Source organism: Tunturibacter psychrotolerans (assembly GCF_040359615.1).
In the GTDB taxonomy this organism is placed as follows: Bacteria; Acidobacteriota; Terriglobia; order Terriglobales; family Acidobacteriaceae; genus Edaphobacter; species Edaphobacter psychrotolerans.
This window is the reverse complement of sequence record NZ_CP132942.1, coordinates 5,570,510-5,594,592: the sequence shown is the minus strand read 5'-3', so window position 1 is coordinate 5,594,592 and position 24,083 is coordinate 5,570,510. Positions and strand designations below refer to the sequence as shown.

Genomic DNA, 24,083 nt, shown 5'->3' with positions numbered 1-24,083 from the left:
CTGGTCAAAATGAAGGGCCGCGCAGCGCCTACAAGATATTATGAGTCGCATCCTGAAGAGGTGATTCAATGGTCCGGCTACTGTCAGTGAACGTCGGTCTCCCACGCAATATCGACTGGGAAGGGAAGACAGTCCACACAGGGATATGGAAGAGTCCCGTTCAAGGGCGACGTTTCGTGCGACGGCTCAACATTGAAGGCGATGGTCAGGGCGATCTTGCAGGTCACGGGGGCGAGCATCGCGCAGTCTTCGTATATCAAACCGACTCCTACCGCTACTGGGAAAAGCAACTCGGGCGAAGCGATTTCACATTTGGACAGTTCGGTGAAAATTTCACTGTCGATGGCCTCTCCGATGGTGAGGTCTGCATTGGAGATCGGTATCGGATCGGGAACGCTCTCTTCGAAGTGACTCAGCCACGCGTTACTTGCTACCGCGTAGGTATTCGAATGAACGAACCTCGTATGGCATCGCTCCTCGTGGCGCATCACAGGCCCGGCTTCTACTTTCGCGTTCTGGAAGAAGGGGATGTCGGAAGCGAGGACGAGATCGTCAAGGTTGCGGACGGCCCGATGCACATGACCGTGGCTGAAGCCGATGCGCTGCTCTACCTCTCTGCCCATTCCCCTGATCAACTGCGACGCGCGCTAAAAATTCCAGCGTTGAGCCCCGGGTGGCAGGCATCCTTTCGGACCATGCTCGAAAAGGAGGAGGATGGGCTATCGACGGGCAATGCCGGACTCGCGCCGACGCACGAACCACCACCAGCGTGGCCAGGGTTCCGCCAGCTGCGGGTTTCTCAGATGGATCGCGAGAGTAGCAGCGTACTCTCCTTCGTGCTTACGCCAGCCGACGGGCAACCACTAAGTCCGGCTCTGCCGGGACAGTTTGTAGTTCTTCGACTACACCCAAAGGAATATGTGTCACCACTGCTGCGCAACTATTCGCTCTCCGGTCCTCAAAATGCCGATTGCTACCGTGTCAGCATCAAGCGCGAAGCGAATGGCGCAGCCAGCACCTATCTACACACTCAAGTACAACGCGATGACCTGCTCGAGGTAAGCGCACCCAGAGGCAATTTCACGCTCCTCCCCGGTGACGGTTCCGTCGTCCTGCTAAGCGCCGGGGTGGGAGCAACCCCGGTATTGGCAATGTTGCACCGACTCGCCGCCGAATCGTCCCAGCGCGAAGTCTGGTGGTTGTACGGGGCCCGAAACTCGGGCGACCATCCGTTCGATAAGGAATCACGCGATCTATTGCAGAGCCTGCAGCACGGACGGAGTCATATACGGTACAGCCGACCGCTTCCGGCCGATCGTTTGGGTGCAAACTTCGATGCGCCGGGTCACCTCGATGTGGCCGCAATCGAAACGTTAGGAGTGCCCCGCACCGCCCATTTCTATCTGTGCGGGCCGACAACGTTCATAAGCGATCTAACCGCGGGCCTCGTTGCTTGGGGAGTTGATGCCGCACGCGTGCATGCGGAGACCTTTGGTCCTGGTGGATCGATGACGCCAGGCGTGATCGGTGCAACCGCTCGACCACCGCACCCCCCCGACACATTGGGAGGCCTCGGGCCGCTTGTCTCCTTTGCACGCAGTAACCTTACGGTCGCTTGGGACAAACGATTTCAAAGTCTGCTCGAATTGGCTGAGGCCTGTGACGTCCCCGTGAGGTGGGCATGCCGAACCGGCGTCTGCCATACCTGCGAGACCAGCCTGATATCTGGCACTGTCAACTATCAACTTGAACCGCTCCAGGCTGCGGCCGACGGCCATATTCTGATTTGCTGCTGCCAGCCAAACGACGAGTTAGTCGTGGACTTGTGACGGTATCGCGAAGTATGACTGGCAGCGCTCTTCGTTGTGGAACATTTGGCCAGCAGCGGGATATGTACTCCTGGCAATCAAGTGCTGCACGACCTTCTCAAAAAAAGAACTCTTGGGTGAATCTCAAACTTCGCGCGGTGCGAGCTGTCGCGCATTCGTCTTGTTGCTGTACCTAGTAGGTTCGCGTCTGCGCAGGCGCTTAGAACGGATGACCGGCCATAGAGTCTCGAGTCGACGGTCTTCTCTCACGAATGACGCTGGAAGAGGAGATCGACCTTATCAGTGGCGACAGTCCGTTTCGCACGCATGCCATACCTCGGCTGAGTATTCCTTATTTTCAGATGGCGGACGGACCAGTGGAGATCTTTTATCGATAGTTGAATTCCACTTGCCAGAAGCTGCTCAACCGCGTGCCTACCCCTCTGCGGAATGCCGAATCATGCTGCATCCACGGGAGGGTTTGTTTCCGCGGAAGCCGCTGGCAAGGTGAAGTGGACGGTCGTGCCACGCCCGCCGTCGATGGACAATAGAACGCTCTTCGCGTGTCAGATTCTGCTAACGATGGTTTACTCGATCGCCTTTCTGGGAATGAGGCGGATGTATCGTCATCTGCCTGGCACCGGGTCGTTTGCGTTGGTTTTTTTCGGGCTTTCTGGGCTGCATCCTGATTGTTCTACGAGGCGGCGTGCCGAATTCTGTCGCTGTTGTTGTTGTGCATTCCCTGATCTTCTCGGCATTTCTGCTGTTCTATCGCGGGATACTGCTTTTCTTTCGTAGTCCACGGACCACTCGCTTCCTATCGATAATGTGCGTTGTCGCCCTTTTTCTGCTGACGTACTTCAGCGCGGTGGAGGAACGGGTTGCCACACGGATCGTCATCGTGTCGTTTGTGCTTTTGGTTTCGCGCGGGCTGATTGCGGTGGAGTTGTTCCGCCAAGCCAGACAGCGGTCGATCCTGAATGTCTTCGCGGCGCTCATGGCAGCCTACGCGTTATTTGGTGCGGTCCGAGCGATCGTGACTTTTCTGCATGGTCCTCCGTACGATTTCATGCAGACCAGCCGATTTCAGACACCGTCACTGGTGGTGAACCTTCTGTTCATCTGCATTATCGGGTTGTTCTTTCTGCTGATGCTGAGCAGTGAACTGGTAGCGATTGTTGAGGCGCAGTCCATGTATGACCACGTCTCGGGTGCGCTGAATAGGCGAGGAATCGATCAGCGGCTTGCACTCGAGCTGGTTCGTGCAGAGCGAAACGGTTATGAGCTTGCTGTGGCGCTGATCGACATCGACCACTTCAAACCGATTAACGACACTGCGGGCCATGCTGCAGGAGATGCTGCGCTGAAGCAGGTTGTCGAGGTCATCTCCTCACGGCTTCGCTCGTACGATTTTTTCGGGCGCTACGGAGGCGACGAGTTCCTGTTGGTGTTTTCGCAGACTTCCTGCGAAGACGCGCTGCGAATTGCGGAACCGATAGGACACGCGGTGAGTGGGCTTGCGGTTTCGAGATTCGCACTTCCGATTACGCTGAGCATTGGGCTCACCTTTGCCAGGCCGTGCGAGACCGCGGTGTCGACGCTTGCGCGGGGGGACATGGCTCTCTACAAAATGTAGGTCGACACATTAGGTGGGACGCCTTGCCCTGATAAGAAAAGGGTTGAGCGGCGAGTCCGTCAAGGTAGTTAGGATTTAATGTCGCAATACGTGAGATAAAACTACATTCTGACACATAAACTGGGATAGTCATTTCGAACTTATTTTTTGCAATTCCGGCAAATCTCTAACCGCGATGTGATCCCCGACTCAGTTCGATCAGAATTGAGGACTACTATGAGGTAGTCTCGACAGCACACACCACATTTCGTGAATAAAAGCTTTGATTTCCAATTTCCAAGCTCTTCGTAAATCGGCTTAATGTCGGGGTTCCAAGGGATGAGGGCTCATCAGTTGCGACGCAATCGGGTTGCTTTAGGTGGAAGGTCTGAAAGACATCCTGGGATCATTTCCTTCTAGATCAGTACCATCCTCAAGCGTTTGATAAAGCCCCTGAGCTATTTCGTCTTCGGCTTGCCTGTCGTTAGCAGCCGCACGCGCAGAACCTTCTTCAGCAATTCTATGCTTTTTGCCTTTGTCCCTTCGTGAATCAGATGTTCTGGTCATGATGAGTTCGACTCTCCCGTGTTCGAACTTTTCCGATAATTCCCAAGAATCACCGATTGCCGACGAGCCGATTATCGCTTAATCGCAACCAGGCTGCCAGTCTCTTCTTGCGCATACGAGTGGCCTCCACGCCGCATGCATGCCTGGAAGGGTACATTCGCACTTCAACGGTAATGACAAGACCCATCGAAGAGCGCATCGGCGATTTAGCGCCAGCTAAGGATTGAAATTTGCCCTGGGGCGGGCGTGTGTACCGCCGAATCTATTCGGCTCGCGGTTGCTGAATCTGCTGATCGACGGGACTGAGGGCCAGTGCTATGCTTTCGGCACACACGATGCCAGATGCCAACCTAGATGCGGACTATTCTATTAGCCGGGATCTATTTACCGATGAGGCCGGTTGTTGAGTGGTGCAATGGCGCTTTTGGGAATCACCGGCGTCGATCTATCTGTGCGGGCCTTCATTGAAGGCCGTGTGGCCGATTGGCGGGTGTGCCTGCGAGTCTTCGCAAGAAAGCGCCGGAAAATGTTTTTTCACGCTAGTGAAATTAAGCACTTAAATGCGCGCGACTAGTCAAGATGAAAGACTTCTGTCATCGGTGCCCACCATTCATCTTCCACTCGTGAGGCCAGAGGGGTCTGCATCGGATTCATGATTGACCACCACTCCTGCGTCTTGGGGTGATCGGCCATTTTCTGCATGTCCGCACTAAAATCTTCGCCGGTATATTCGAAGTAGCTAAAAAGAACGCCATCGCGCAAAAAGATAGAATAATTGCGGATATTACATTCCGTAATCTTGCCGAGCACTTCGGGCCAGACTGACCGGTGATGTTGCTTGTATGCAATCTCGGCTTCAGGCTTGAGACGTATAGTCATTCCATAGCGGCGCATTAAGTTGTCCATTTATTAGAGGCATCTGTGAGATCGGTTCAAGTGGTTGAGTATCGTATTGACGGTCCGGATCAGCCTCCTATAGGCTTTCTTTAAGCACTCATAATCACCTATGCGCAAACTTGTTGAATCAGAAAGCGGCAACGAGACATTGGTGAAACACTCACTGGCGGAACGGCTGCGCGGGGAAATTATAGCTGGCAGGTTGCGACCAGGAGTACGGATAGTGGAAGGTACCTGGGGGCGGAAGTTCCGGGTGGCGCAGGGTTCGATTCGTGAAGCGATCAATATTTTAGCCCAAGAAGGATTCGTAGTTAAGGCCTCGGGGCGCAGCGCACGAGTGGTGAATTTGAGCGAAGAGGACGTACTGGAGTTATACGCGCTACGTGGTGCGCTTGAGGGGTTGGCCGCGAGGCTTGCGGCTGAGAAGAAGCCAGATATCTCCAAACTGGAGCGTGCAATCGATACGATGCGGCAGGCCGCCAAGAAGAACCGATGTCAGGATCTGCTGGATGGAGATTTGGAATTCCATCTAGAACTTTGCAATCTATCAGAAAATTCTCACTTGCTAGAACATGCGCGCAGGATACTCCTGCCGTTTTTTGCGTTTGTACGGATCAGGGTCCTAGCAAGTGGGCAGAGCACGTCGGCGTGGGACAGAGACCTTGAGGCGCATCAGCGAATCATCGACCTCTTGCGAGAGGGCGAGGGTGAGGTCATCGAGCAATACGTTCGAAGGGTAATGACACGATTCGGGATGACTGCTTATGACAATTGGGAGAAGAGACCTCCGGCATCGAAGAAGCGTTCGAGCGCTAAGAACGGAGTACCGCAGCCCAGCAAGCCGTATGCGATTAGAAGTGTGCGCAGGAGTGGCAGGTAAGACAAGTGTTCAACGCCAGACAGTGGCTCGCGGAGGAAAGATGATGGCAGCTTGCTCGATAGGGCGCATTTCAACATTCGATGCGCGATATCCCTTGCCGCCTGGAGCGGGAAGCGATGCGGTACACACGGACCCTGAGTACTGCCTTGCGGTGACTCGGCTTGGATCGGAAGTTGGTGGAATATGCGGTACTGGGTTTGCCCTGACGTTAGGCGCGGGCAATCGTCTTGTGTGCGAAGCAATCGAACTGCTGGCGAAGCCGTTACTTGGCAGGCCGATTGAAGATTTGATGGCTGAATTCGGTCACGTAACACGCCAGATGGCAGATGATCCGATGATGCGCTGGTTGGGCCCACACAAGGGCGTCGTGCACTTAGCATTGGCGTCCATTACGAATGCCTGCTTCGATCTTTGGGCGAAGAGTAGAGGAGTGCCGCTGTGGCGGTTGCTGTTGGACCTCTCGCCGGAAGATACCGTACGCCTCCTGGACTTAAGCTATCTCGATGAAGTGCTGACTGAGCGCGAGGCAGTGGAACTTCTAAGCAGAGAGATAATTACACGTGGGGACCGGGAGGGGATGCTGCAAACGGGATATCCCGGGTACGACACGTCAGTGGGATGGATGGCCTATGACGATGCCAAGGTGAGGGATTTGACGAAGCGAGCGATGGATAAAGGCTTCAGCGCCTTTAAGTTAAAGGTGGGATCGATCGACCAGTTGCGTGATTTGAGACGCGCAGCTATGTTGCGCGAATGCGTCGGAGATACGGGGACGATAATGTTTGACGCGAACCAGCAATGGACGCTACCCGTCGCGCGAAAGATATGTGGAGAGCTGGCCAAGCTGAAGCCGCTATGGATTGAGGAGCCGACGCATCCTGATGATCTGATGGCCCATGTGGCGCTAGCTCGAGAGATAGCACCAAGCAAGATTGCAACCGGGGAGCATATTCCAAATCGGGTAGTTTTCAAGAACTTCATTGAAGCGGGAGCGATGCACTATGTGCAGGCCGACTGCACCCGGTTGGCTGGAGTCGGGGAATTTCTAACGGTGAGTCTGTTGGCGCGGAAGTTCGACCTACCGATAGTGCCACATGTGGGAGATATGGGACAGATCCATCAACACCTGGTCATCTTCAACCACGTCGCCATGGGACATGAAGCATTGTTTCTAGAGCACATTCCGCACCTGCGTCCCCACTTTGCCTTTCCGGCGCAGGTAGAAGGAGGATATTATCGAACGCCGTTGGAGCCAGGAGCCTCAAGTGACCTGAACGGCTCTGAACGGAGTTGCGCATGACTGGTACTGTGCTCGCGGGCGTCGGCTTGACTGTGGTTGCAGGTGCAATGTCGGGCAACTGCATGTTGCCGATGAAGTATGCCCGCCGATGGCGACCGGAGAATGTCTGGTTTGTCTTTAGTGTCGTCTCGCTACTGTTGTTGCCATGGGCTCTTGCGTTTGCGGTGGTGCATCAGCTATTGGATGTATATCGCAGACTGCGGACCAACGAGATGATGACGCCGTTGTTGTTCGGTGCTGGATGGGGAATTGCACAGATCCTATTCGGTGTTTCAATTCGACGACTTGGGATGAGCGTTGGTTACGCGATCATCGTGGGGTTAGGAGCGGTGTTGGGAACTCTGGTTCCGTTGTTTGTGGGACAGCGGACCTTCGTCTCGAACGCTGGACTGGTGAGGATATTGGCTGGCGTCGTGGTTATGGTACTGGGAATCGCGCTCACGGCCTGGGGTGGGCAGGTCAAGGAGCGCGCCAGAGTAACGGAGATATCGGATGAGCCGCAGCGGGGTTATGTAGTTTCAGTCCTGTTGGCGATGCTGTGCGGGGTACTAGCGCCGATGTTGAACTATGCATTTGCATTTGGACAAGGTCTCGCGGTGGAGGCGGCTCGGCTTGGAAATAGCCCTGTCGCGGCCGCGTACGCCGTGTGGCCCGTGGCCCTGTTGGGTGGGCTGATTCCCAACATTGGTTATAGTGTGTATCTTCTTCAGCGAAACTCAAGCTGGGCGGCGTTCGGTCATAGCGCCCGGGATGTGATTTGGCCATCGCTAATGGGCGTGCTCTGGATGGGGGCGTTTGCGCTTTATGGAATGAGCGCAGTTTATCTGGGCGCACTGGGAACATCGATTGGCTGGGGACTGTTTCAAATATTCATGATCATGGCGGCAACTATGTCCGGATTATTGACGGCAGAGTGGAGAGGCGCCCCGCGGAACGCGATGACATTGCTGGCGACGGGTATGGTGGGGCTGATCGGAGCGACTCTGCTTCTGTCATTTAGGGGACATTGAAGAGACCTGAATCGTCAGCAGGACAAAATGGATGCGAAGTATGGAACGAGAGCGTAGTGATAGGGCCGCGCCCTTATTGTTGGTAGCTGCGATATCGACGGCTGCTTCTACTGCAAGGAAGTTCCCAAGAAAAGATTGTCATGGAGCCTTGATCATGGCGGACACTCTACCCCGAGAAGAACAGAACGCACTACTTCGATCTATCGTTCAACAGGTCAAATTGCCGCGGCCAAAAAATGTTCGACCCATCATCATCATTGGAACGGGAGGCATCGTTCGCGCTGCCCATTTGCCGGCGTACAAAAAAGCGGGGTTTTCCGTCATCGGGTTGATGGACGAAATCCCCGAAAAAGCCGATAAACTCGCATCCGAGCAGGACATTAAGCGCACATTCCGCTCCGTCGCGGAGGCGACTCGGTATGCGACTCCCGATACTATATTCGACGTTATCTGTCTGGCATACAAAATGATGTTGCTGCTTCTCTTCCGAATAGTGCCACGCGGCGGTTGTGTCGGTAATCTCCGCCAAATCCAAAGACGTGTTTTTCTTTTCAAGATAGGCTCGCGCAAAGCCATCGTAAAACGCGGTGAGGTATACGCGTTGCTCCTTGGAGATGAAAGCGAGATCCGATTCCGGTTGGGAGCAGTACGGACAGTACGTTTCTCCCATGTTGTGGTTGGTGCGAAAATACTTTTGGCAATAAGGACAATTGCGCCCCCACATCCCCTGCTCATCCGATTGCATGTAAGTCAAAACGGAGGGTTGTCGATAGCTCATTACGCCGCCCATGCCCGCGGGAACAACACTCTCCAACAAATGACGACCATCCATACTGACCGCCACGATATACATAGCAAAGAAACCTGTACCGGAAATCTGCGTGGCGATCCTACCCGTCGTGGGGTCATAGAGAAAGTCGATTTTGCCGCCCGCTGCGGGAATCTTGTCTTTGAACTCACTCATTGTCCAGTGCCTCAATTCGTGGAACAGTTGCCGTCGCTATGTAAGGATGGGAAGCTCTATACCAGGAGCAAAGCCATCGCCCTGCGAATCCCGGCCACTTCTTCTTTTTGCATCGAGAAAGTAAGGTACATCAGAGCGGAGCGAGCTAGTTTGAGAATGTACAGTGCATGTTCCTCAAAGTCAGCCAATGTCACAGTTTCGACGACGCCCATCGGGTCATTTCCGCTCATCTCACGAAGGACCAGGCTGATGCGTTCGGCTTGTTTTCGGTGAAAAGTGGAAATCTGTTGACTCCCATTTTGAACTACATCACGAGTGTCTCCGCTACTGCTGGCATCAGCTACGTTGGGGCGATCAAACCGTTCCTGCCCCTGATCACGGAAGGCATGGACTTGATTGCCGGTCAGACGCAGGACACTGCTCTCGAGGTAGGAATCGATACAGACCTTACATTGACCAAGATCTGCGTGGCGGCAGTCATAGACCGTCCAAAGGGATCCATTGATGAGAAAAAGCTATCCCTCGATACCGATGGAAGGCTTCTTCTTGACTCAGTGCCTCTCGACTGTGGTTATGCGACCTTCTCTCTCAGGCGGACGCTGCAGAAGTCAGACTATGGAGAGATCCCCGAGCACAAAGAGCGGTACGCGGCAATTCAGTCGGCCATCGAGGCGAACAGCCAGAAGGATGCAAAGGATGCTCTGATCGCGTTTCGGCTGGCTACCATTGCATCGCCTGATCTGATTTCATCGGATGCACGCAAGTTGGTGGCAAGGGCCAAGGAAAAGATTGACGAAGCATTCTCTCCAATGGCGTCCGGGAACGTCGGCACTGAGCACGAAGTCGAGCAACTCTCTGAGATCGGGCGTTACGATTGAATGCCGACTTCCGGCGAAGACCGCTGACTCGTTCTTCTTGAGATGTTGCGCCTAGCGCCGCCAATCGTTCGCATGCTGTGACAAAGTGTCTGAATATCGGTTTATCGAAAGAGGCAAGGGCATGGGAGAGTCCGCCGGAATAAGACCCGATTCCGCAAGCCGGATGTTGGCTTTAGGTGCGGAATTCGATGCCAGGACTGGTGGCGAGTGGTTGATGCTCGGGCAGTCCTCCGGAGGCGCCACGCGCAGCTGGGTTCCGACTCTTGGTAGCGTCGTCTGGGTGGTCTGGGAGCCGTACTACGCCTATATGTTCGAGATGAGTGCTGGTCAATGGGTTGGCTATGTGCGAGTTTCCGATTATGAGTACGACAGGAAAGCGGTCAAGGAATTTGAGAAGATCATCGCGCGCTTTGAACGTGAGACCGTGGCCATGATCTTCGATCAAATCGACAACACCGGTGGAAGCATGTTTCAGATGTACGCATTGCTTTCGACGCTGACGGACAAGGCTTTGGCTTTACCGACGCACGAGATCATGATTAGCGACGATGACGCTGCTGTCGCTGCGAGCGTCGTGGAAGACGCAAAAGCAGGAGAATCGGTACCGACTGATGAGCGGCCATCTGGCGAGCTCGTTGCTTATTCGCACCTGGTGCTGACAGAGTGAGTGGCGGGACGCGGTACCCCCGATCGACCAAGTAGTCCACTGTACTTAGGAGGTGTGGCGGAGAATTTGCCCGCGAAGACCCACTACACGAAGAAGATCGTTGTATTGATTAATGGAGAGACGTTCTCTGCAGGGGAATTTCTCGCTGCTATTCTTCAGGACAATGAGAGAGCAACTCTGTTCGGAACAACAACGGGGGCGGAGGCGGTTGCGCAAAGCGCATACGCAATAAAACCCTGAATGACCTGGATATGACAATGACGCTGCCCTGGACGCTGGCGCAGCGCACGAACGGTACGTACATTGAGAACATCGGCGTTATTCCAGATGTCAAGTGCGACCGGACTGTCGAAGATCTGCGATCAGGCTACGCCGGATACCGTGCGGCGCTTCTGGCAGCCATAGATTTCGAAAGCAATTAGGTGCTCGGAGAGCCTCTTTGCGAAATTGGTCCAGCTTGTAAGTTATTGAAAATGTGGTGGCCGGAGACGGGATCGAACCGCCGACGCTGGCCTTTTCAGGGCCGCGCTACCTACTGTTCAATGTCGCTGTTTGCCTCACCAGAGTGTCGTTGTTCAAGCAGCAGCGTAAGCAGGCCGGAAACTTACAGCGACCGTCATATTTTCAGCTTTTGCTTCGATATTTCAGCTTATGCTTCCAGCTACAGTACCGCCGACTCTGACCATTCACAGACTGAAGTAGGTTTATCTCACTATATGTGTCGCAAAATCCCACTTTATGTGTCAATAATCCCAGGTTATGCGTCAACCGACAAAAAATCAGAGCTAGATATCCAGGTTCTTCACATCCAGTGCATTCTCTTCGATGAACTTCCGGCGGCTCTCCACATCCTCGCCCATCAAAGTCGTAAAAATCTCTTCACAGGCCGCAATGTCTTCGAGTTTCACCTGCAGCAGCGTGCGCCGTTCCGGATCCATCGTCGTCTCCCATAGCTGCGGAGCCGTCATCTCGCCCAGACCCTTGTACCGCTGAACCTGATACTCCTTCTTGCCCTGTTCGATTACATACTCGAACACATCGCGCGCCGTCTTCTTCTCCACTGGATCCTGCGACGCCTTGCTCGTTCTCTTGTTCGGCTTCACCTCAGCCACCGTTCCCGGAGCCGCAGCGATCTCAGCCACGCCCTCTTCAGAAGCAATCTCCTCCGCCTCTTCTGCAGCAGCCTCGGCCTTGGTCTTTGCTGCATACTCGATAAAGAACGGTGCTACCAGTTGCTCTTTGATCTGCGCGTGTTTGGCTAGCATCTGCCGGCTTTCCGGCGCAGAAGCGAGCGCCCAGTCAATCGTCCTCACAGCGCCCTGCGCATCGGTATAGCTCACCGAGTAGCTTCTGTGCTCCTCGTCCATCACGACATCACCAACATTCTTAAACTGATAGGTCTTCTGCATCCCCACCAGGCGCTCGCGCATGGCCTCGACCTTCGCGGGCGTTTCAAAGTCCACGCGTCGCACAGAATCCTTACCCTCGTGAGCGAACAGCTCCGCAAACGCTTGCGTCACGTCATCATTCCGCAATCGCTTCTGCACCTTATCGAAGAAGCCTAGATAGTCGTTTAGCTGGCCCATGTATTTAGTCAGCGCCGCACCTTCAAGCCGACCGCCGTCCTTGCCATAGCGAATCACCATGCCATCGGAGGCGCGCTTAACCATCACGCTTACATACTCGCGGTCGTCCTTGATGTACTGCTCGAACTTACCCTTCTTGATCCGATACAACGGCGGCTGCGCAATATACACATGCCCGCGCTTGATCAACTCCGTCATATGCCGGAAGAAGAAAGTCAGCAGCAACGTGCGGATGTGCGATCCATCGACGTCCGCATCGGTCATCAGAATCAACTTGCCGTAGCGCAGCTTACTCGCGTCGAAGTCGTCTTTGCCGATGCCGCAACCCAGCGCAGTAATCATCGCGCGAATTTCTTCATGGCCCAGCATCTTATCGTAGCGAGCCTTCTCTACGTTCAGAATCTTTCCCTTCAACGGCAGAATCGCCTGGAACTTCCGGTCACGACCCTGCTTGGCCGTTCCACCTGCGCTCTCTCCCTCAACCAGATAAAGCTCACAACGATCCGGCTGCCGCTCCGAACAATCCGCCAACTTACCCGGCAGTCCTCCGCCATCCAAAGCACCTTTACGCCGAGTCAGGTCGCGAGCCTTCCGCGCAGCCTCACGCGCACGCGCCGCATCGATCGCCTTATTGATAATCTTCTTCGCAACCGAAGGATTCTGATCCAGAAACGCTCCCAGCCGCTCATTCACAAACGCCTGCACCGTTCCTGCGATATCCGAGTTCAGCTTGCCCTTCGTCTGTCCTTCAAACTGCGGCTGAGACAGCTTCACGCTGATCACAACCACCAGCCCTTCGCGCACATCATCGCCGCTCAGATTTTCCTTAACGTCCTTGAACAGCCCCAGCGACTGTCCCGCCGCATTGATCGTCCTCGTCAGAGCCGTCTTGAAGCCCGACAGATGTGTTCCACCATCCACAGTGTTGATGTTGTTGGCAAACGTAAACACCGTCTCGGAGTAGGCGTCGTTATACTGCAGCGCAATCTCCATGGCCACGTTATCACGCTCGGCCTCCATGTAGATCGGCTTGTCATGCAACACTGCCTTGCCTTTATTCAAATGCTTGATGAACTCCGCAATGCCACCGATGTACTTGAACTCCTGGTGCTTGTACTCCCCGGTCTTCGAGTCCGTCGTGCGTTGGTCTGTCAGATGGATCTCTAGCCCTTTGTTCAAAAAGGCGAGCTCCCGCAGCCGTTGCGCCAGCGTGTCGTAGTTGAACTCCGTCACCGTAAAGATCGACTTGTCCGGCAGAAAATGAACCTTCGTGCCCTTACGCGTCGAGGCGCCCATCTTGCGCAGCTTGCTGATCGGTGCACCCTTCGAATAATCCTGCTCCCACGCATGACCGTCGCGCCAGATCTCGACGTCAAACTCCTCGCTCAGAGCATTGACGCAGCTCACGCCGACGCCATGCAAACCACCCGAAACCTTGTAGTTCGAGGCGTCGAACTTACCGCCCGCGTGCAGCATGGTCAGCACCACCTGTACCGCCGGCATCTTTTCGCCATTGATTACCTTGTCGTCGACCGGAATCCCACGGCCATCGTCGACCACCGTAATCGAATTATCGACGTGGATCGTCACATCGATCTTCGTCGCGTGTCCACCCAGCGCTTCGTCGACCGAGTTATCAACTACCTCATATACAAGGTGATGCAACCCCTGCTCGCCGGTCGAACCGATATACATCGCCGGCCTCAGCCGGACCGCCGCCAGGCCCTCCAGAACAGTAATGTTCTCAGCCGAATAACCGCCACCTTCTTTTCCTTTTGCGGTAGCGTCTTTGATTTTGCCAGCTTCAAGCTCCAGAGGAGCAGTTTCGGTGGGGAATGCAGTCGATGCCATGGATCTCCGTTCAGCGGTGGCTGAAGTTGCAGAATTTTCAGCCCGTCCCGTGTCCGCGCAGCCCGCGAAAACCCGCGCCGTTCCAGCGCTTTATACACGTTTCGAGCTGTTTCTCAGTACCTCAAGTATACCACGCGACAAGGGGTAAAAGCCGCTCCAGGTACCCAGCAGGAGCCCTCCCCAAAGCACGTCTCAGACCATTGGTAACCGTCTCCGCTGCGCCGAAAGTTGTACTCCCCTAACCCATGTGGCTTGCTATGCTTCGGCTCGTAACTCCCCCGAGGTGAACCAATGAAATTGAACCGTTTGATCGCTGTCTCGATTGTTGGATTCTCAATGCTTTCAGCCTCAACCTCTGCCTTTGCCTGTGATCACGACCACGACAGTGGTGGTAGCTCGTGGTCCTGGTTCGGCTGGTGCCACCACGATCACGACCACGACGGCGGTGGCGATAAGGGTGGTAGCGGCGGCAACTGCCCGGGTCATGGCGGTAGCGGTGGCGGCTCTACCAGTGGTAGTGGCTCGACTAGTGGCGGCGGCTCCACCGGTAGCGGAGGTCCTAAGGGAGGCTAATCAGCAAGTAGCTCTTTCCGAGTCTGACTCTTCGAGCAGCCAACATAACGCTCGCCAGAAGCCAACTATCCTCAAAAAAGACCCTCTTCGGAGGGTCTTTTTCTTGTCAGAAACCTGTTCAACCCTTGCCGACTCCAATAGCAGCAGGGAACCAGATGGCGGTAATCAGGTAGTTCGCACTCCGGATGGTCTGGTGTCGCGTTGCAGCGACGCCAGGACAAGGCAAAGTCAAACTCACAGTCAGAGGGAAGGAGCAAACATGTCCAAGAAGCTTCCACGTAAAGCGCTTATTTCCATCAGCAGCTTCAACGGTGCCATCTACCCCGATGGCCACAAAACAGGCCTCTTTTTCACCGAGGCCTTGCATCCGTTTGAGGTGTTCACGGAGGCAGGCTTTGAAGTGGATCTCGCCTCCGAAACCGGGACCTATGGCCTCGATGATATTTCGCTGACGGACCCTTTCCTGTCAGGAAGCGACAAGGCCGCTTTCGACAATCCTAAGCACCCATTTAACGTCAAACTGAAGTCGCAGCTCAAGAAGGCATCTGATGTGAAGAAAGAAGAGTATGGATTATTCTTTGCTTCCGCCGGCCATGCAGCGCTCTATGACTACCCGAGCGCCAAGGGGCTGCAAGCGAGCGCAGCAGATGTCTGGAATCGCGGAGGCGTCGTCGGTACAGTTTGCCATGGACCGGCAATCCTGCCCGGGGTCATCGACTCCAAGACCGGTAGATCGATTATCGAGGGAAAGACCGTGACCGGTTTTACGATCGAGGGCGAACTGATCTTTAGGATCCTGGACAAATTGAGGGCAGACAAGGTGGTTCCCGTTGTCGAAGCCGTGACCGCGGTTGGAGCGTACTACAGCTCCTCTATGAGCGCTTTTGACGACTACTCCATTACCTCCGGCCGAGTCGTCACGGGGACCAATCCACAGAGTGCGCGAAGTGCTGGAGAAAGAGCCGTGAGGGTGTTTTCAACTTTGTAACTTCGAAAATGTCTGCTTACGCGGACTTGCTTCGAGAGCAGACCGCGTTAAGCTTTCGCACGACATCTGCAGAATCCGGTGTTCATTTGAGCTTGAAGTGGAAATCTTCGCTAACGATCAGGCCGGACGGTTTGATTTGGCCTGATCGATTATTACAAGGAACATACGTTGACGCGGCGGTGACTTAAGGCCGGATAATCAATGAAATGATCTTCGTTTCTGCCACACACGCCGATATCGAGGAACTCGTCACCTTCGTCAACAACGCCTACAGAGGCAAAAGCTCCGAGGCGGGCTGGGCTAGCGAAGCCAAAGTCATTAGCGGCCAAAGGATCGACTCAGCGATGCTCGCTGACATGCTCTCAAAGAACAATCTTACGATCCTGTTGATGAGGGATCACCTCCACGGCCCGCTTGCAGGATGTGTCTCTCTCGAGCGCACTTCCGGGTCGACCGTCGGATATCTCTCCATGCTTTCGATCGACCCCCAACGCCAGGCTGAAGGTCTCGGCAGAGCACTCCTGTCAAAGGCCGAAAGCGACTTTAAGGCCCAGGGCGCTACCCGGGTCAGGATTACCGTCATCTGGCTCCGTCAAACACTGATCGAATGGTATGAGCGCCGAGGGTACCGTTTCACCGGCGAACGCGAGCCTTTCCCTTACGGAGACCAACGTTTCGGTGTGCCTCGACGCGACGATCTCTACTTCCTCGCCATGGAAAAGCCGCTCTCATAGGCTTTGGCCCATTCAAGTCCCTCGTTTCCAGTACCTTGGCAAATACTCCAATCCAGCCTGACCGAGGCCCTGAAATAGATGCAACCTCGCCCGCCATCCTCGTATATACTCAGTAAGTTGTCCAGAACACAGTTTTCGTCAGGAACACCATGCCAAAGTTGAAGACCCACAGCGGCGCAGCCAAGCGCTTTCATAAGACCGGCACCGGCAAGTTCAAGCGCGGCCAGTCCAAGATGCGCCACATCCTCACCTCCAAGGCCACCAAGACCAAGCGCAAGCTCGGCGGGTCGGCGCTTATCTCCGAGGCGGATCAACACAAGGTTGCCCGAATGCTTCCTTACGCCTGATAAAGACCCACCAAAGTCTTTCAGGAAAAGGGAAGCACAAGTTTTTCAAGTCGAGTCGCTCAAAAAGCAAAGGGCCAGCAAAGCGTTCCGGCCCCTGGAACCGCGTTAGCGATTCCACCGAGACTTGAAGTTGCATAGCGAGTGAAGAGGCCACATCGTCGTTCTCACGAGTCCCTTTCAGAACATCCAATAGTCTGATTGAGACGAGAATGCGACCCTTACCTCCAGCCGCTTAAACGATGTACGCAAAAGGAGAAGCACGATGCCCCGTGTAAAACGGAGTACAAAACGCAACGATCGCCGCAAAAAGATCCTCAAGCGCGCGAGTGGTTACTTCCTCACCAAATCCAAGCTCTACCAGGCCGCTCAGGAAGCCGTCGAGCGCGGACTCAAGTTCGCCTACACCGGCCGTAAACAGAAGAAGCGCCAGTTCCGCGCCCTCTGGATCGTCCGCATCAACGCAGCCTGCCGCATCAACGGCATGAGCTACTCGACCTTCATCAACGGCCTCAAGCTCGCCGGCAATCAGCTCGACCGCAAGGTCCTCGCCGATATCGCCGCCAACGACGCAGCTGGCTTTGCCGCACTCACCGTGCAGGCAAAGGCAGCCCTGAAGATTGCAGCAGACAAGCACGCCGCAAATCGCAGCACTGCTGCTGCCTAAAAAGCAGCAGCCGTTTCAAAAGAGGCACGGCCCATGCTGTGCCTCTTGCTTTTTAATCGCGCCATCGTCGCGAACCAGTATCCTGTCCTTATGCCAGATCCAACCGCAACCGAGGAAGCCTCTCAAGTGCAAGCTCCCTTCGAATCCTGGGGCCGCTACCCCACCTACGGCGCAAAGCTCCTCCCGCTCCACTGGCAAAGCGATTTCCCCGCCCTCACCGCCGACCTCCATAACGGTGCACTCCCCGTTGGCATGGGCCGCAGCTATGGCGACGTCTGCCTCCTCAAGGACGGCAACCTCCTCGTCACCACCGCGATGAATCGCCTCATCAACTTCGATGCCGAGACTGGACTCCTCACCGCCGAAGCTGGCGTAACTCTCGCGCAGATCCTGGACTTCGCCGTCCCGCGCGGCTTCTTCCTCCCCGTTTCCCCCGGAACGAAATATGTAACCCTCGGTGGAGCAATTGCTAACGATATCCACGGCAAAAATCACCACACCGCCGGAACATTCGGCTGTCACATCGCACAGCTCGAGCTCGTCCGCTCCGACGGCTCCCACATGATCTGCTCCCCAACGGAAAACCCCGAGTTCTACTCCGCCACTATCGGCGGCCTCGGCCTTACCGGAGTCATCACTTGGGCCACCCTCCGTCTCAAGCCCATCGTCTCTCGCAAGATCGACTACGAGGGCATCCAGTTCCACGGCATCGACGAGTTCCTCGACCTCACCAACCAGGCGCACGACGTCGAGTACACCGTCAGTTGGGTCGACGTCACCTCCACTGGCCGGAACTTTGCCCGAGGCGTCTTCATGCAGGGCGATCACTCAACGAAAAAGGACGACCTCAAACCGTCGCCCAAACCAAAGCTTGTCTTCCCCTTCGAGGCCCCTGGCTTTGCGCTCAACGCGCTCTCCGTCAGCCTCTTCAATACAGCTTTCTTTCACAAGCAGATCCACAAACGGGTCGTCGCCGTGCAGGACTACGAGCCCTTTTTTTACCCACTCGACAAGGTCCTCCGCTGGAACCGCATGTACGGCAAGCGCGGCCTCCTTCAGTTCCAGTACGTCATCCCGTGGGAGCACGCCAAAGAGGGAACTATCGCTATCCTCCACGAGGTCGCCAAATCCGGCCTCGCCAGCTTTCTCGCTGTACTAAAAGCCTTCGGCGACGCCCCCTCTCCTGGCATGATGAGCTTCCCCAAACCCGGCATCACGCTAGCCCTCGACTTTCCTATCAAGCCTGACAAAAGCTTCCCACTCTTCCAGCGCCTCGCGGATATGACGCTCGAGTTCGGCGGCCGTCTGTACCCCGCTAAAGACGCCGCCATGACAGCTCCTCAGTTCCAGGCCTTCTATCCCCAATGGCAGCACTTCGCCCAATACCGTGACCCCCTACTCACATCAAGCTTCTGGGAGCGCGTCACCCAAAATTCATAAGACCGGACACCGCAAGCCTATGAGCACCACCCCGCACACCACGACAACACCCCGCAAGATCCTCGTCCTCGGCGCCACCTCTGGCATCGCCGAAGCCACCTGCCGCATTTGGGCCTTCCAGGGCGCTAGCCTCTTCCTCGTCGCCCGCAACGCCGAAAAACTAGCCGCCGTCGCCGCCGATCTCAAAACCCGCGGAGCCAGCTACGTCGACACTGCCGTTGCCGATCTCGACGACACCGACCAGCATCCCGCGCTCCTCGCCCACGCCGTCAACTCCCTCACCGGCATGGACATTGCATACCTCGCCCACGGAATCCTTGGCGACCAGATCGAAGCCGAGCGCGACTTCAACACCGCCGCCCAGATCCTCCACACCAACTTCGTCGCGCCCGTTTCGCTCCTCACCTGGCTCGCCAACTTCTGCGTCCAGCGCCGAGCGGGAACCATCGCAGTCATCTCCTCGGTAGCCGGTGACCGCGGCCGCAAATCCAACTACCTATACGGCTCCTCCAAAGCCGGTCTCTCAGCCTTCCTGGGCGGCCTGCGCAACCGCGTCGACCGCGAAGGCGTCACCGTACTCACCATCAAGCCCGGCCCCGTCAAAACAGCGATGACGGCCAACATGCCTAAGAGTGAAAAATTCGCCGACGTCGAATCGGTCGCAGAGTCCATCGTCAGCGCCATCGACAAACGCAAAGACATCCTCTACGTCCCATTCCAATGGCAGCCCATCATGTTCATCATCCGCAACATTCCAGAGCGCATCTTCAAAAAGCTGAATCTTTAGTTATTATCCTGCTGCTGCTGCGCCATCTGTTGCTGCCGCGTCGGTGGAGGCGGCTGCTCCGGCAGTTGCGTCGCCCTCTCCACCAGAATCGACCAGTCCTCAGGAACCGGAAGCTCCTGATCGAGCGACGGCGTCCCCAGACTCGGCGTCACCCTCACAGCGACGGTCAGCTCACTCGCAGCGCGTCCGCGAAAGATCCCATGGGTCGGCGGCACATCGGAGTAGTCTCTCCCAATCGCCGTCCGAATATGCCTGTCCCCGGCTACAAGCCAGTTCGTCGGGTCGAACCCCACCCATCCCAGGTGCGGAATCAACGCCTCAATCCACGCATGCGTCGCCGAACTGATCGACCGGTCCATGTCGCTCTCACCATGAAACAGGTATCCGCTCACGTACCGGCAGGGAATCCGCAGCTTCGACCGCACCAGCGTAATCATGATGTGCGCAAAGTCCTGGCAAACACCGGCCTTTGTACCCAACGCCAGATCGATCGGCGAATCGACATTAGTCGACTTCGGCTTGTAATCAAAGTATTCATAGATCTGCTGGTTTAAATGATGCAGCACCATCAGCGGATCGTCTCTGCGTCGCACATCGAGCTCCGCCGACAAAGCGTCCAACGCCGGCGTCGGCGCAGTAAATTCACTCGGCAGCAACATCTCCCAGTAGTCGCCCTGCTCCACCATCGCGTCCAGATCCGCCCACGCGTCCGGCGCCAGAAACGCCGGAACCTGCGCTGCCGGTTGTACCTCCACCAGCGACTCGGCAACAATCACCAACTGTCCATGCATCCCCGGAATATCGAAGTGGTGAACATGATTCGACAGATGGTCGCGATAGCTGAAGACTCTGCATCGCGGGCTTACTGAAAGATGAAACGTCAGGCAGCGCTGATTCTGATCGCTTCGCGGGTGCATCCGCGTCTCCATCATGCTCTCGCTCACCTGGTTGCTGTACAGGAACTTCGTTAGATGGCGAATCGAATAGTACATAGCCTCACCCTTTCGACCTCGCGGGATATGCTGCATCTGCTAAAACGGCCAGTGAAAGAGCCAGCCAAGCCGCCATCGGTCCTGCTGATACCAAACAATAGCAGGTAGAACTGTCGCGAACGCTGTCGGCAAGAGCAATTGAAGCCACAGGTTGTTCGTATGGAACAGGCTCGACAACACGGCCCGAGTCGCTCCCTGTGCAAAGGCGCTCAACAGGAAGATCGCCAGCGACGCTCGTCCCACCCACACCAGCGCCACGCCCACCCGGTGATTCTCAAGCACCCGGGCAAGTAGAAGAAGTGCAGCTGTCCCGGTCAGACCCAGCCCGATAAAGGTCCACCGATTCGGGTATCCATAGAAATAGGTAGCTGCGAACTGAAAAGCAGCGACCAGCACAAAGCCAATGGCGGCCATCCACTTTGGGACACGTTCCAGCTGAAAGATCTGATTGCCGACCCACATGCCGGCAGCAACAAAGCAGAACTCCCACTGCACGCGGTTCATGATGTACGAACCGTAGGCTGGCGATATCGCAACCACCACCGCGAGCAAAAACCGCAGCCAGTTCGGAAGCCGAGCCGTCAGTAACGCCACCAGAAGACAGAAGAATAACGTGAACAGGAACCAGCTCACGCTTCCGTCCGCAACGTTCATCAGAAATGTCTTCCAGTGAAAAGGAGAATAGCTTACCTGGAATCGCCCGATCGCAGGACCGAGCGTCGCGGAGATGACAGCGAACAACAAATAGGGATACAGAATCGTCTTCACTTTATCGAGAATGAAGTCGCCTGCTCCTCGTCGTCGAATGCTGCCCAGCACAAACAGTCCCGAGACAAAGAAAAATGCAGGCATGTGAAAGCTGTAGATGAAATTTTCAGAGATCGCCATCCCTGGACCCGTCCACCAGCCCCGATGCTCGGCCCCTTGTGCCGTATGGCCATAGACGACCAGGATGATCGCAAGACCCTTCACGAGGTCCACAATATTTGATCGCTTCCCGCTGGTGATCGGCTCCAATGTTGCGGCTGCTGTCTGTCCCTGTTCGATCATCTACCCTGCCAGTGCCGCCTGAATGGAATAGTCAACGTACAACTCGTAGATCGTCTCATGAATCGCTCGGCACTGAGCCTGGATGCCCCCCAAATACGCCACCACGTCCTGATTCAAAATCTCGTCCACGCTGCTGTAGTTTAGCGACGACTGCAGTCGCCCGCTCAACCGCCGCAAGCCGTCAGCGCGGCTCCTGCCGCTGTCCCCCTGAATCTTCTCGAGCGCGCACTGAAGGCTATCGATCGAAAATCGAACTGAGTGCGGAAACTCTTCATCGAGCAGAAGAAACTCGAAGATCTGATCAGGCGTCAGGTCGGCGGTATATACCTTGCAGTACGCCTCAAATGCAGTCGCAGAGCGCAGCAGCCCCATCCAGTCCAGGTACTCATTGCCGTCTATCGCCCTCTCGGGATGTTCCCACAGATCAACGTGGTACGCCTGAAGCAACAGCGCCGTCGCGCACGCTCGTTCAATGTACCGCCCCACCTGAATAAACTGCCAGCCCTCACCGTGGTTCATCGTCGAATCCGTCACACCTTGAAACTGATGTGCCGCCTCCATCACCGATTGTAAAAACTCGCTCGGCTGCGTCATTCCCGCCCCGAGGGCCTCCGACAGCGTACGGTGCTGGAGCTCTGGTCGCGTCACCTGCAAATAAAGGCTGTTAAGCCGGTGCCACTGCTCTGTCGAAATCTGCTCCCTCACATGCCGCGAGTTCTCCCGCGCTGCAATAATGCACGACAGAATCGAAGCCTTGTTGTCCGTGTCGAAAGTCAGCGCTTGTGTCAACGCATACGGCTCCCCTGTCCACTCGATATTCTTCGGCCTGCCCAGAGCATCCAACACACGCTGCCATCGCCGCTCGGCGCTGATCGGGCTCTCATCGAGCATAAGGTTCAGATTAACATCCAGCAGCCGCGTCGTATGTTCCGCGCGCTCGAGATACCGGCTCATCCAGTACAAACTATCCGCAACCCGTGACAGCATCGGCATCTCCCTTCACTGACTCAGCACCCACGTATCTTTGCTCCCGCCACCCTGCGAAGAGTTCACCACTAGCGATCCCTGATTCAACGCAACACGCGTCAAACCGCCGGGCACAATCGTCACCTTATCGCCATACAGCACATAAGGTCGCAGATCCACATGGCGCGGCTGCAGTTCATCACCGATCAAACAAGGCGCCCGCGAAAACGAGATCGTCGGTTGAGCAATATAGTTCCTCGGATCCGCCTCAATCTTCCGTGCGAACTCCTCCTGCTGCGCCTTGGTCGACTGCGGCCCAATCAACATCCCATACCCACCGCTCTCGCCCACCGCCTTCACCACCAGCTTGTCGAGATTCGCCAGCACATGCTGCCGCTCCTTAGGCCTCGTCAGCAGATAAGTCTCAACATTTTTCAGCACCGGCTCTTCGCTCAGGTAGTACTTGATGATCTCCGGAACATACGCATACAACGCCTTGTCATCGGCCACACCTGTCCCGAACGCATTCGCCAGCGTCACATTCCCCGCGCGATAAGCATTGAACAACCCCGCGACTCCAAGAATTGAATCTCCACGAAACGCCAGCGGATCGATAAAGTCATCGTCCACACGCCGATAGATCACATCCACCCGTCGCAGCCCAATCGTCGTCCGCATGTACACAACATTGTCATGCGTCACCAGATCGCGCCCCTCCACCAGCTCGATCCCCATCTGCCGGGCAAGATACGCATGCTCAAAGTAGGCCGAGTTGAACACCCCTGGCGAAAGCAGAACAATATTCGGCTCCGGACGTCCCTCGGGCGCGAGCGACCGCAGAGTCCCCAGCAGCAGCTGCGTGTACTGTTCAATCGGCCGCACGTTATAGCTGCGAAACAGTTGCGGAAAGATCCTCTTCATCACCCTGCGATTGGTCAGCATGTAGCTGACGCCGCTCGGCACGCGAAGATTATCCTCCAGCACCACGAACTCGCCGCTCTCCAGACGAATCAGATCCGTCCCGCACACGGCGATATAAACATTCCGCGGAACCTGCAGCCCCATCATCTGCCGGCGATAGTGTTTACAGCTATACACCACTTCACGCGGCACGATTCCGTCATCCAGAATCCGTCCCTCGTTATAGATGTCCTTTAAGAAAAGATTCAGCGCCGTAATCCGCTGCGTCAGCCCATGCTCAACCGTCTCCCACTCGGCAGCTGTAATGATTCGCGGAATCAGGTCATACGGAAAGATCTTCTCCGTCCCCTCTTCGCGCCCATACACGGTAAACGTGATGCCCTGGTTCAGAAAGCTGAGATCGGCCGCCTGCTTCCTTCGTTGCAACTCCTCGGAAGGCAGCGACAAAAAGTGATCCAGCAAAGGCTCGCAGTGCCGATGCAGGTCACCCTGCCCGAGGAACATCTCATCATAAGCATGGTCCAGCAGATAGTTTTTCAGCGCCGCATGCTCGAACTGGGATGATTGAGCTGGTTGCATTGGGAGCCTTGAGTATAGC

At 55.7% G+C, this 24,083-nt stretch carries 25 protein-coding genes; 16 read left to right on the top strand and 9 right to left on the bottom strand.

Translation table 11 applies throughout. From position 1 onward, the window contains the following. The first annotated feature begins 68 nt into the window (after positions 1–68). Positions 69–1,829: an MOSC and FAD-binding oxidoreductase domain-containing protein gene (locus tag RBB77_RS23510; protein WP_353064125.1), complete on the top strand. Its 1,761-nt coding sequence runs from the start codon at positions 69–71 to the stop codon at positions 1,827–1,829. A gap of 685 nt (positions 1,830–2,514) precedes the next feature. Then, positions 2,515–3,444: a GGDEF domain-containing protein gene (locus RBB77_RS23505; protein WP_353064124.1), complete on the top strand. Its 930-nt coding sequence runs from the start codon at positions 2,515–2,517 to the stop codon at positions 3,442–3,444. 354 nt (positions 3,445–3,798) lie between these two features. On the opposite strand, the gene RBB77_RS23500 is transcribed toward RBB77_RS23505, so the two are convergent. Together RBB77_RS23500 and RBB77_RS23495 are read right to left on the bottom strand one after the other, a co-directional pair. Further along, positions 3,799–3,990, bottom strand: a complete 192-nt coding sequence (locus tag RBB77_RS23500; RefSeq protein ID WP_353064123.1) for a hypothetical protein — start codon at positions 3,988–3,990, stop codon at positions 3,799–3,801. Positions 3,991–4,560: 570 nt separating this feature from the next. Next, positions 4,561–4,896, bottom strand: a complete 336-nt coding sequence (locus RBB77_RS23495; RefSeq protein WP_353064122.1) for an L-rhamnose mutarotase — start codon at positions 4,894–4,896, stop codon at positions 4,561–4,563. Positions 4,897–4,996: 100 nt separating this feature from the next. On the opposite strand from RBB77_RS23495, the gene RBB77_RS23490 reads away from it, so the two are divergent. The 3 genes from RBB77_RS23490 to RBB77_RS23480 are packed head-to-tail and all read left to right on the top strand — an operon-like array spanning position 4,997 to position 8,077. Then, positions 4,997–5,767, top strand: coding sequence for a GntR family transcriptional regulator (locus RBB77_RS23490; protein ID WP_353064121.1), 771 nt, complete (start codon positions 4,997–4,999; stop codon positions 5,765–5,767). A 40-nt stretch (positions 5,768–5,807) separates the two neighbouring features. Next, on the top strand, positions 5,808–7,067 hold the full coding sequence (locus RBB77_RS23485; RefSeq protein WP_353064120.1) for an enolase C-terminal domain-like protein: 1,260 nt from the start codon (positions 5,808–5,810) through the stop codon (positions 7,065–7,067). Further along, positions 7,064–8,077 (top strand): L-rhamnose/proton symporter RhaT, encoded by a 1,014-nt coding sequence (locus tag RBB77_RS23480; RefSeq protein ID WP_353064119.1) that lies wholly within the window; start codon positions 7,064–7,066, stop codon positions 8,075–8,077. Before RBB77_RS23485 ends, RBB77_RS23480 begins: the two co-directional genes overlap by 4 nt. Positions 8,078–8,267: 190 nt before the next feature. Here RBB77_RS23480 and RBB77_RS23475 read toward each other — a convergent pair whose 3' ends face one another. Together RBB77_RS23475 and RBB77_RS23470 are read right to left on the bottom strand one after the other, a co-directional pair. Then, positions 8,268–9,041, bottom strand: coding sequence for a hypothetical protein (locus RBB77_RS23475; RefSeq protein ID WP_353064118.1), 774 nt, complete (start codon positions 9,039–9,041; stop codon positions 8,268–8,270). Between the two features lie 56 nt (positions 9,042–9,097). Next, entirely contained in the window at positions 9,098–9,286 is a 189-nt protein-coding gene (locus tag RBB77_RS23470) for an LA2681 family HEPN domain-containing protein (protein ID WP_434557128.1), read from the bottom strand. Between RBB77_RS23470 and RBB77_RS23465 the strand changes: the two genes are divergently transcribed. From RBB77_RS23465 to RBB77_RS23450, 4 genes are all read left to right on the top strand, one after another. Then, positions 9,209–9,919, top strand: a complete 711-nt coding sequence (locus tag RBB77_RS23465) for a hypothetical protein (protein ID WP_353067720.1) — start codon at positions 9,209–9,211, stop codon at positions 9,917–9,919. The genes RBB77_RS23470 and RBB77_RS23465 overlap by 78 nt on opposite strands. Positions 9,920–10,040: 121 nt before the next feature. Further along, positions 10,041–10,586 carry a hypothetical protein gene (locus RBB77_RS23460; RefSeq protein ID WP_353064116.1) on the top strand — a complete coding sequence of 182 codons (546 nt, stop codon included), beginning with the start codon at positions 10,041–10,043 and terminating at the stop codon, positions 10,584–10,586. A 54-nt stretch (positions 10,587–10,640) separates the two neighbouring features. Further along, entirely contained in the window at positions 10,641–10,826 is a 186-nt protein-coding gene (locus RBB77_RS23455; protein WP_353064115.1) for a S41 family peptidase, read from the top strand. Positions 10,827–10,843: 17 nt separating this feature from the next. Next, positions 10,844–11,008, top strand: a complete 165-nt coding sequence (locus RBB77_RS23450) for a hypothetical protein (protein WP_353064114.1) — start codon at positions 10,844–10,846, stop codon at positions 11,006–11,008. Between the two features lie 363 nt (positions 11,009–11,371). Here the strand turns inward: RBB77_RS23450 and gyrB are convergent, their stop codons facing one another. After that, entirely contained in the window at positions 11,372–14,023 is a 2,652-nt protein-coding gene (gyrB, locus tag RBB77_RS23445; protein WP_353064113.1) for a DNA topoisomerase (ATP-hydrolyzing) subunit B, read from the bottom strand. 291 nt (positions 14,024–14,314) lie between these two features. Here gyrB and RBB77_RS23440 point away from each other — a divergent pair, with 291 nt between their 5' ends. The 7 genes from RBB77_RS23440 to RBB77_RS23410 all read left to right on the top strand — a co-directional run bounded on the left by RBB77_RS23440 (position 14,315) and on the right by RBB77_RS23410 (position 19,556). Beyond that, positions 14,315–14,596 carry a hypothetical protein gene (locus RBB77_RS23440; protein WP_353064112.1) on the top strand — a complete coding sequence of 94 codons (282 nt, stop codon included), beginning with the start codon at positions 14,315–14,317 and terminating at the stop codon, positions 14,594–14,596. Between the two features lie 259 nt (positions 14,597–14,855). After that, positions 14,856–15,584 (top strand): hypothetical protein, encoded by a 729-nt coding sequence (locus RBB77_RS23435; protein WP_353064111.1) that lies wholly within the window; start codon positions 14,856–14,858, stop codon positions 15,582–15,584. Between the two features lie 206 nt (positions 15,585–15,790). After that, positions 15,791–16,318: a GNAT family N-acetyltransferase gene (locus tag RBB77_RS23430; protein WP_353064110.1), complete on the top strand. Its 528-nt coding sequence runs from the start codon at positions 15,791–15,793 to the stop codon at positions 16,316–16,318. A gap of 149 nt (positions 16,319–16,467) precedes the next feature. After that, complete coding sequence (gene rpmI, locus RBB77_RS23425; RefSeq protein WP_260735028.1) at positions 16,468–16,665, top strand: 50S ribosomal protein L35; 198 nt, start codon at positions 16,468–16,470, stop codon at positions 16,663–16,665. Positions 16,666–16,927: 262 nt separating this feature from the next. Further along, the gene (rplT, locus tag RBB77_RS23420) at positions 16,928–17,329 is read left to right on the top strand and encodes a 50S ribosomal protein L20 (RefSeq protein ID WP_353064109.1); all 402 of its coding nucleotides are present in this window, start codon (positions 16,928–16,930) and stop codon (positions 17,327–17,329) included. Between the two features lie 90 nt (positions 17,330–17,419). Further along, complete coding sequence (locus tag RBB77_RS23415; RefSeq protein ID WP_353067698.1) at positions 17,420–18,769, top strand: FAD-binding oxidoreductase; 1,350 nt, start codon at positions 17,420–17,422, stop codon at positions 18,767–18,769. A 19-nt stretch (positions 18,770–18,788) separates the two neighbouring features. Further along, positions 18,789–19,556, top strand: coding sequence for an SDR family oxidoreductase (locus RBB77_RS23410; protein WP_353064108.1), 768 nt, complete (start codon positions 18,789–18,791; stop codon positions 19,554–19,556). On the opposite strand, the gene RBB77_RS23405 is transcribed toward RBB77_RS23410, so the two are convergent. The 4 genes from RBB77_RS23405 to RBB77_RS23390 are packed head-to-tail and all read right to left on the bottom strand — an operon-like array spanning position 19,553 to position 24,064. Continuing rightward, a complete protein-coding gene (locus RBB77_RS23405; protein WP_353064107.1) occupies positions 19,553–20,548 on the bottom strand; it encodes a transglutaminase family protein in 996 nt (331 codons plus the stop codon). The two genes, RBB77_RS23410 and RBB77_RS23405, sit on opposite strands and share 4 nt — an antisense overlap. Positions 20,549–20,587: 39 nt before the next feature. Further along, the gene (locus RBB77_RS23400) at positions 20,588–21,598 is read right to left on the bottom strand and encodes an acyltransferase (RefSeq protein ID WP_353064106.1); all 1,011 of its coding nucleotides are present in this window, start codon (positions 21,596–21,598) and stop codon (positions 20,588–20,590) included. Continuing rightward, the gene (locus tag RBB77_RS23395) at positions 21,599–22,585 is read right to left on the bottom strand and encodes an alpha-E domain-containing protein (RefSeq protein WP_353064105.1); all 987 of its coding nucleotides are present in this window, start codon (positions 22,583–22,585) and stop codon (positions 21,599–21,601) included. Between the two features lie 12 nt (positions 22,586–22,597). Next, positions 22,598–24,064, bottom strand: a complete 1,467-nt coding sequence (locus RBB77_RS23390) for a circularly permuted type 2 ATP-grasp protein (RefSeq protein WP_353064104.1) — start codon at positions 24,062–24,064, stop codon at positions 22,598–22,600. Positions 24,065–24,083 lie beyond the last annotated feature (19 nt).

Coding starts and splice junctions, on each gene's coding strand:
- RBB77_RS23510 (WP_353064125.1), top strand. CDS start 69: ATGGTCCGGCTACTGTCAGTGAACGTCGGTCTCCCACGCAATATCGAC.
- RBB77_RS23500 (WP_353064123.1), bottom strand. CDS start 3,990: ATGACCAGAACATCTGATTCACGAAGGGACAAAGGCAAAAAGCATAGA.
- RBB77_RS23495 (WP_353064122.1), bottom strand. CDS start 4,896: ATGGACAACTTAATGCGCCGCTATGGAATGACTATACGTCTCAAGCCT.
- RBB77_RS23490 (WP_353064121.1), top strand. CDS start 4,997: ATGCGCAAACTTGTTGAATCAGAAAGCGGCAACGAGACATTGGTGAAA.
- RBB77_RS23485 (WP_353064120.1), top strand. CDS start 5,808: ATGATGGCAGCTTGCTCGATAGGGCGCATTTCAACATTCGATGCGCGA.
- RBB77_RS23480 (WP_353064119.1), top strand. CDS start 7,064: ATGACTGGTACTGTGCTCGCGGGCGTCGGCTTGACTGTGGTTGCAGGT.
- RBB77_RS23475 (WP_353064118.1), bottom strand. CDS start 9,041: ATGAGTGAGTTCAAAGACAAGATTCCCGCAGCGGGCGGCAAAATCGAC.
- RBB77_RS23465 (WP_353067720.1), top strand. CDS start 9,209: ATGTTCCTCAAAGTCAGCCAATGTCACAGTTTCGACGACGCCCATCGG.
- RBB77_RS23460 (WP_353064116.1), top strand. CDS start 10,041: ATGGGAGAGTCCGCCGGAATAAGACCCGATTCCGCAAGCCGGATGTTG.
- RBB77_RS23450 (WP_353064114.1), top strand. CDS start 10,844: ATGACGCTGCCCTGGACGCTGGCGCAGCGCACGAACGGTACGTACATT.
- gyrB (WP_353064113.1), bottom strand. CDS start 14,023: ATGGCATCGACTGCATTCCCCACCGAAACTGCTCCTCTGGAGCTTGAA.
- RBB77_RS23440 (WP_353064112.1), top strand. CDS start 14,315: ATGAAATTGAACCGTTTGATCGCTGTCTCGATTGTTGGATTCTCAATG.
- RBB77_RS23435 (WP_353064111.1), top strand. CDS start 14,856: ATGTCCAAGAAGCTTCCACGTAAAGCGCTTATTTCCATCAGCAGCTTC.
- RBB77_RS23430 (WP_353064110.1), top strand. CDS start 15,791: ATGATCTTCGTTTCTGCCACACACGCCGATATCGAGGAACTCGTCACC.
- rpmI (WP_260735028.1), top strand. CDS start 16,468: ATGCCAAAGTTGAAGACCCACAGCGGCGCAGCCAAGCGCTTTCATAAG.
- rplT (WP_353064109.1), top strand. CDS start 16,928: ATGCCCCGTGTAAAACGGAGTACAAAACGCAACGATCGCCGCAAAAAG.
- RBB77_RS23415 (WP_353067698.1), top strand. CDS start 17,420: ATGCCAGATCCAACCGCAACCGAGGAAGCCTCTCAAGTGCAAGCTCCC.
- RBB77_RS23410 (WP_353064108.1), top strand. CDS start 18,789: ATGAGCACCACCCCGCACACCACGACAACACCCCGCAAGATCCTCGTC.
- RBB77_RS23405 (WP_353064107.1), bottom strand. CDS start 20,548: ATGTACTATTCGATTCGCCATCTAACGAAGTTCCTGTACAGCAACCAG.
- RBB77_RS23400 (WP_353064106.1), bottom strand. CDS start 21,598: ATGATCGAACAGGGACAGACAGCAGCCGCAACATTGGAGCCGATCACC.
- RBB77_RS23395 (WP_353064105.1), bottom strand. CDS start 22,585: ATGCTGTCACGGGTTGCGGATAGTTTGTACTGGATGAGCCGGTATCTC.
- RBB77_RS23390 (WP_353064104.1), bottom strand. CDS start 24,064: ATGCAACCAGCTCAATCATCCCAGTTCGAGCATGCGGCGCTGAAAAAC.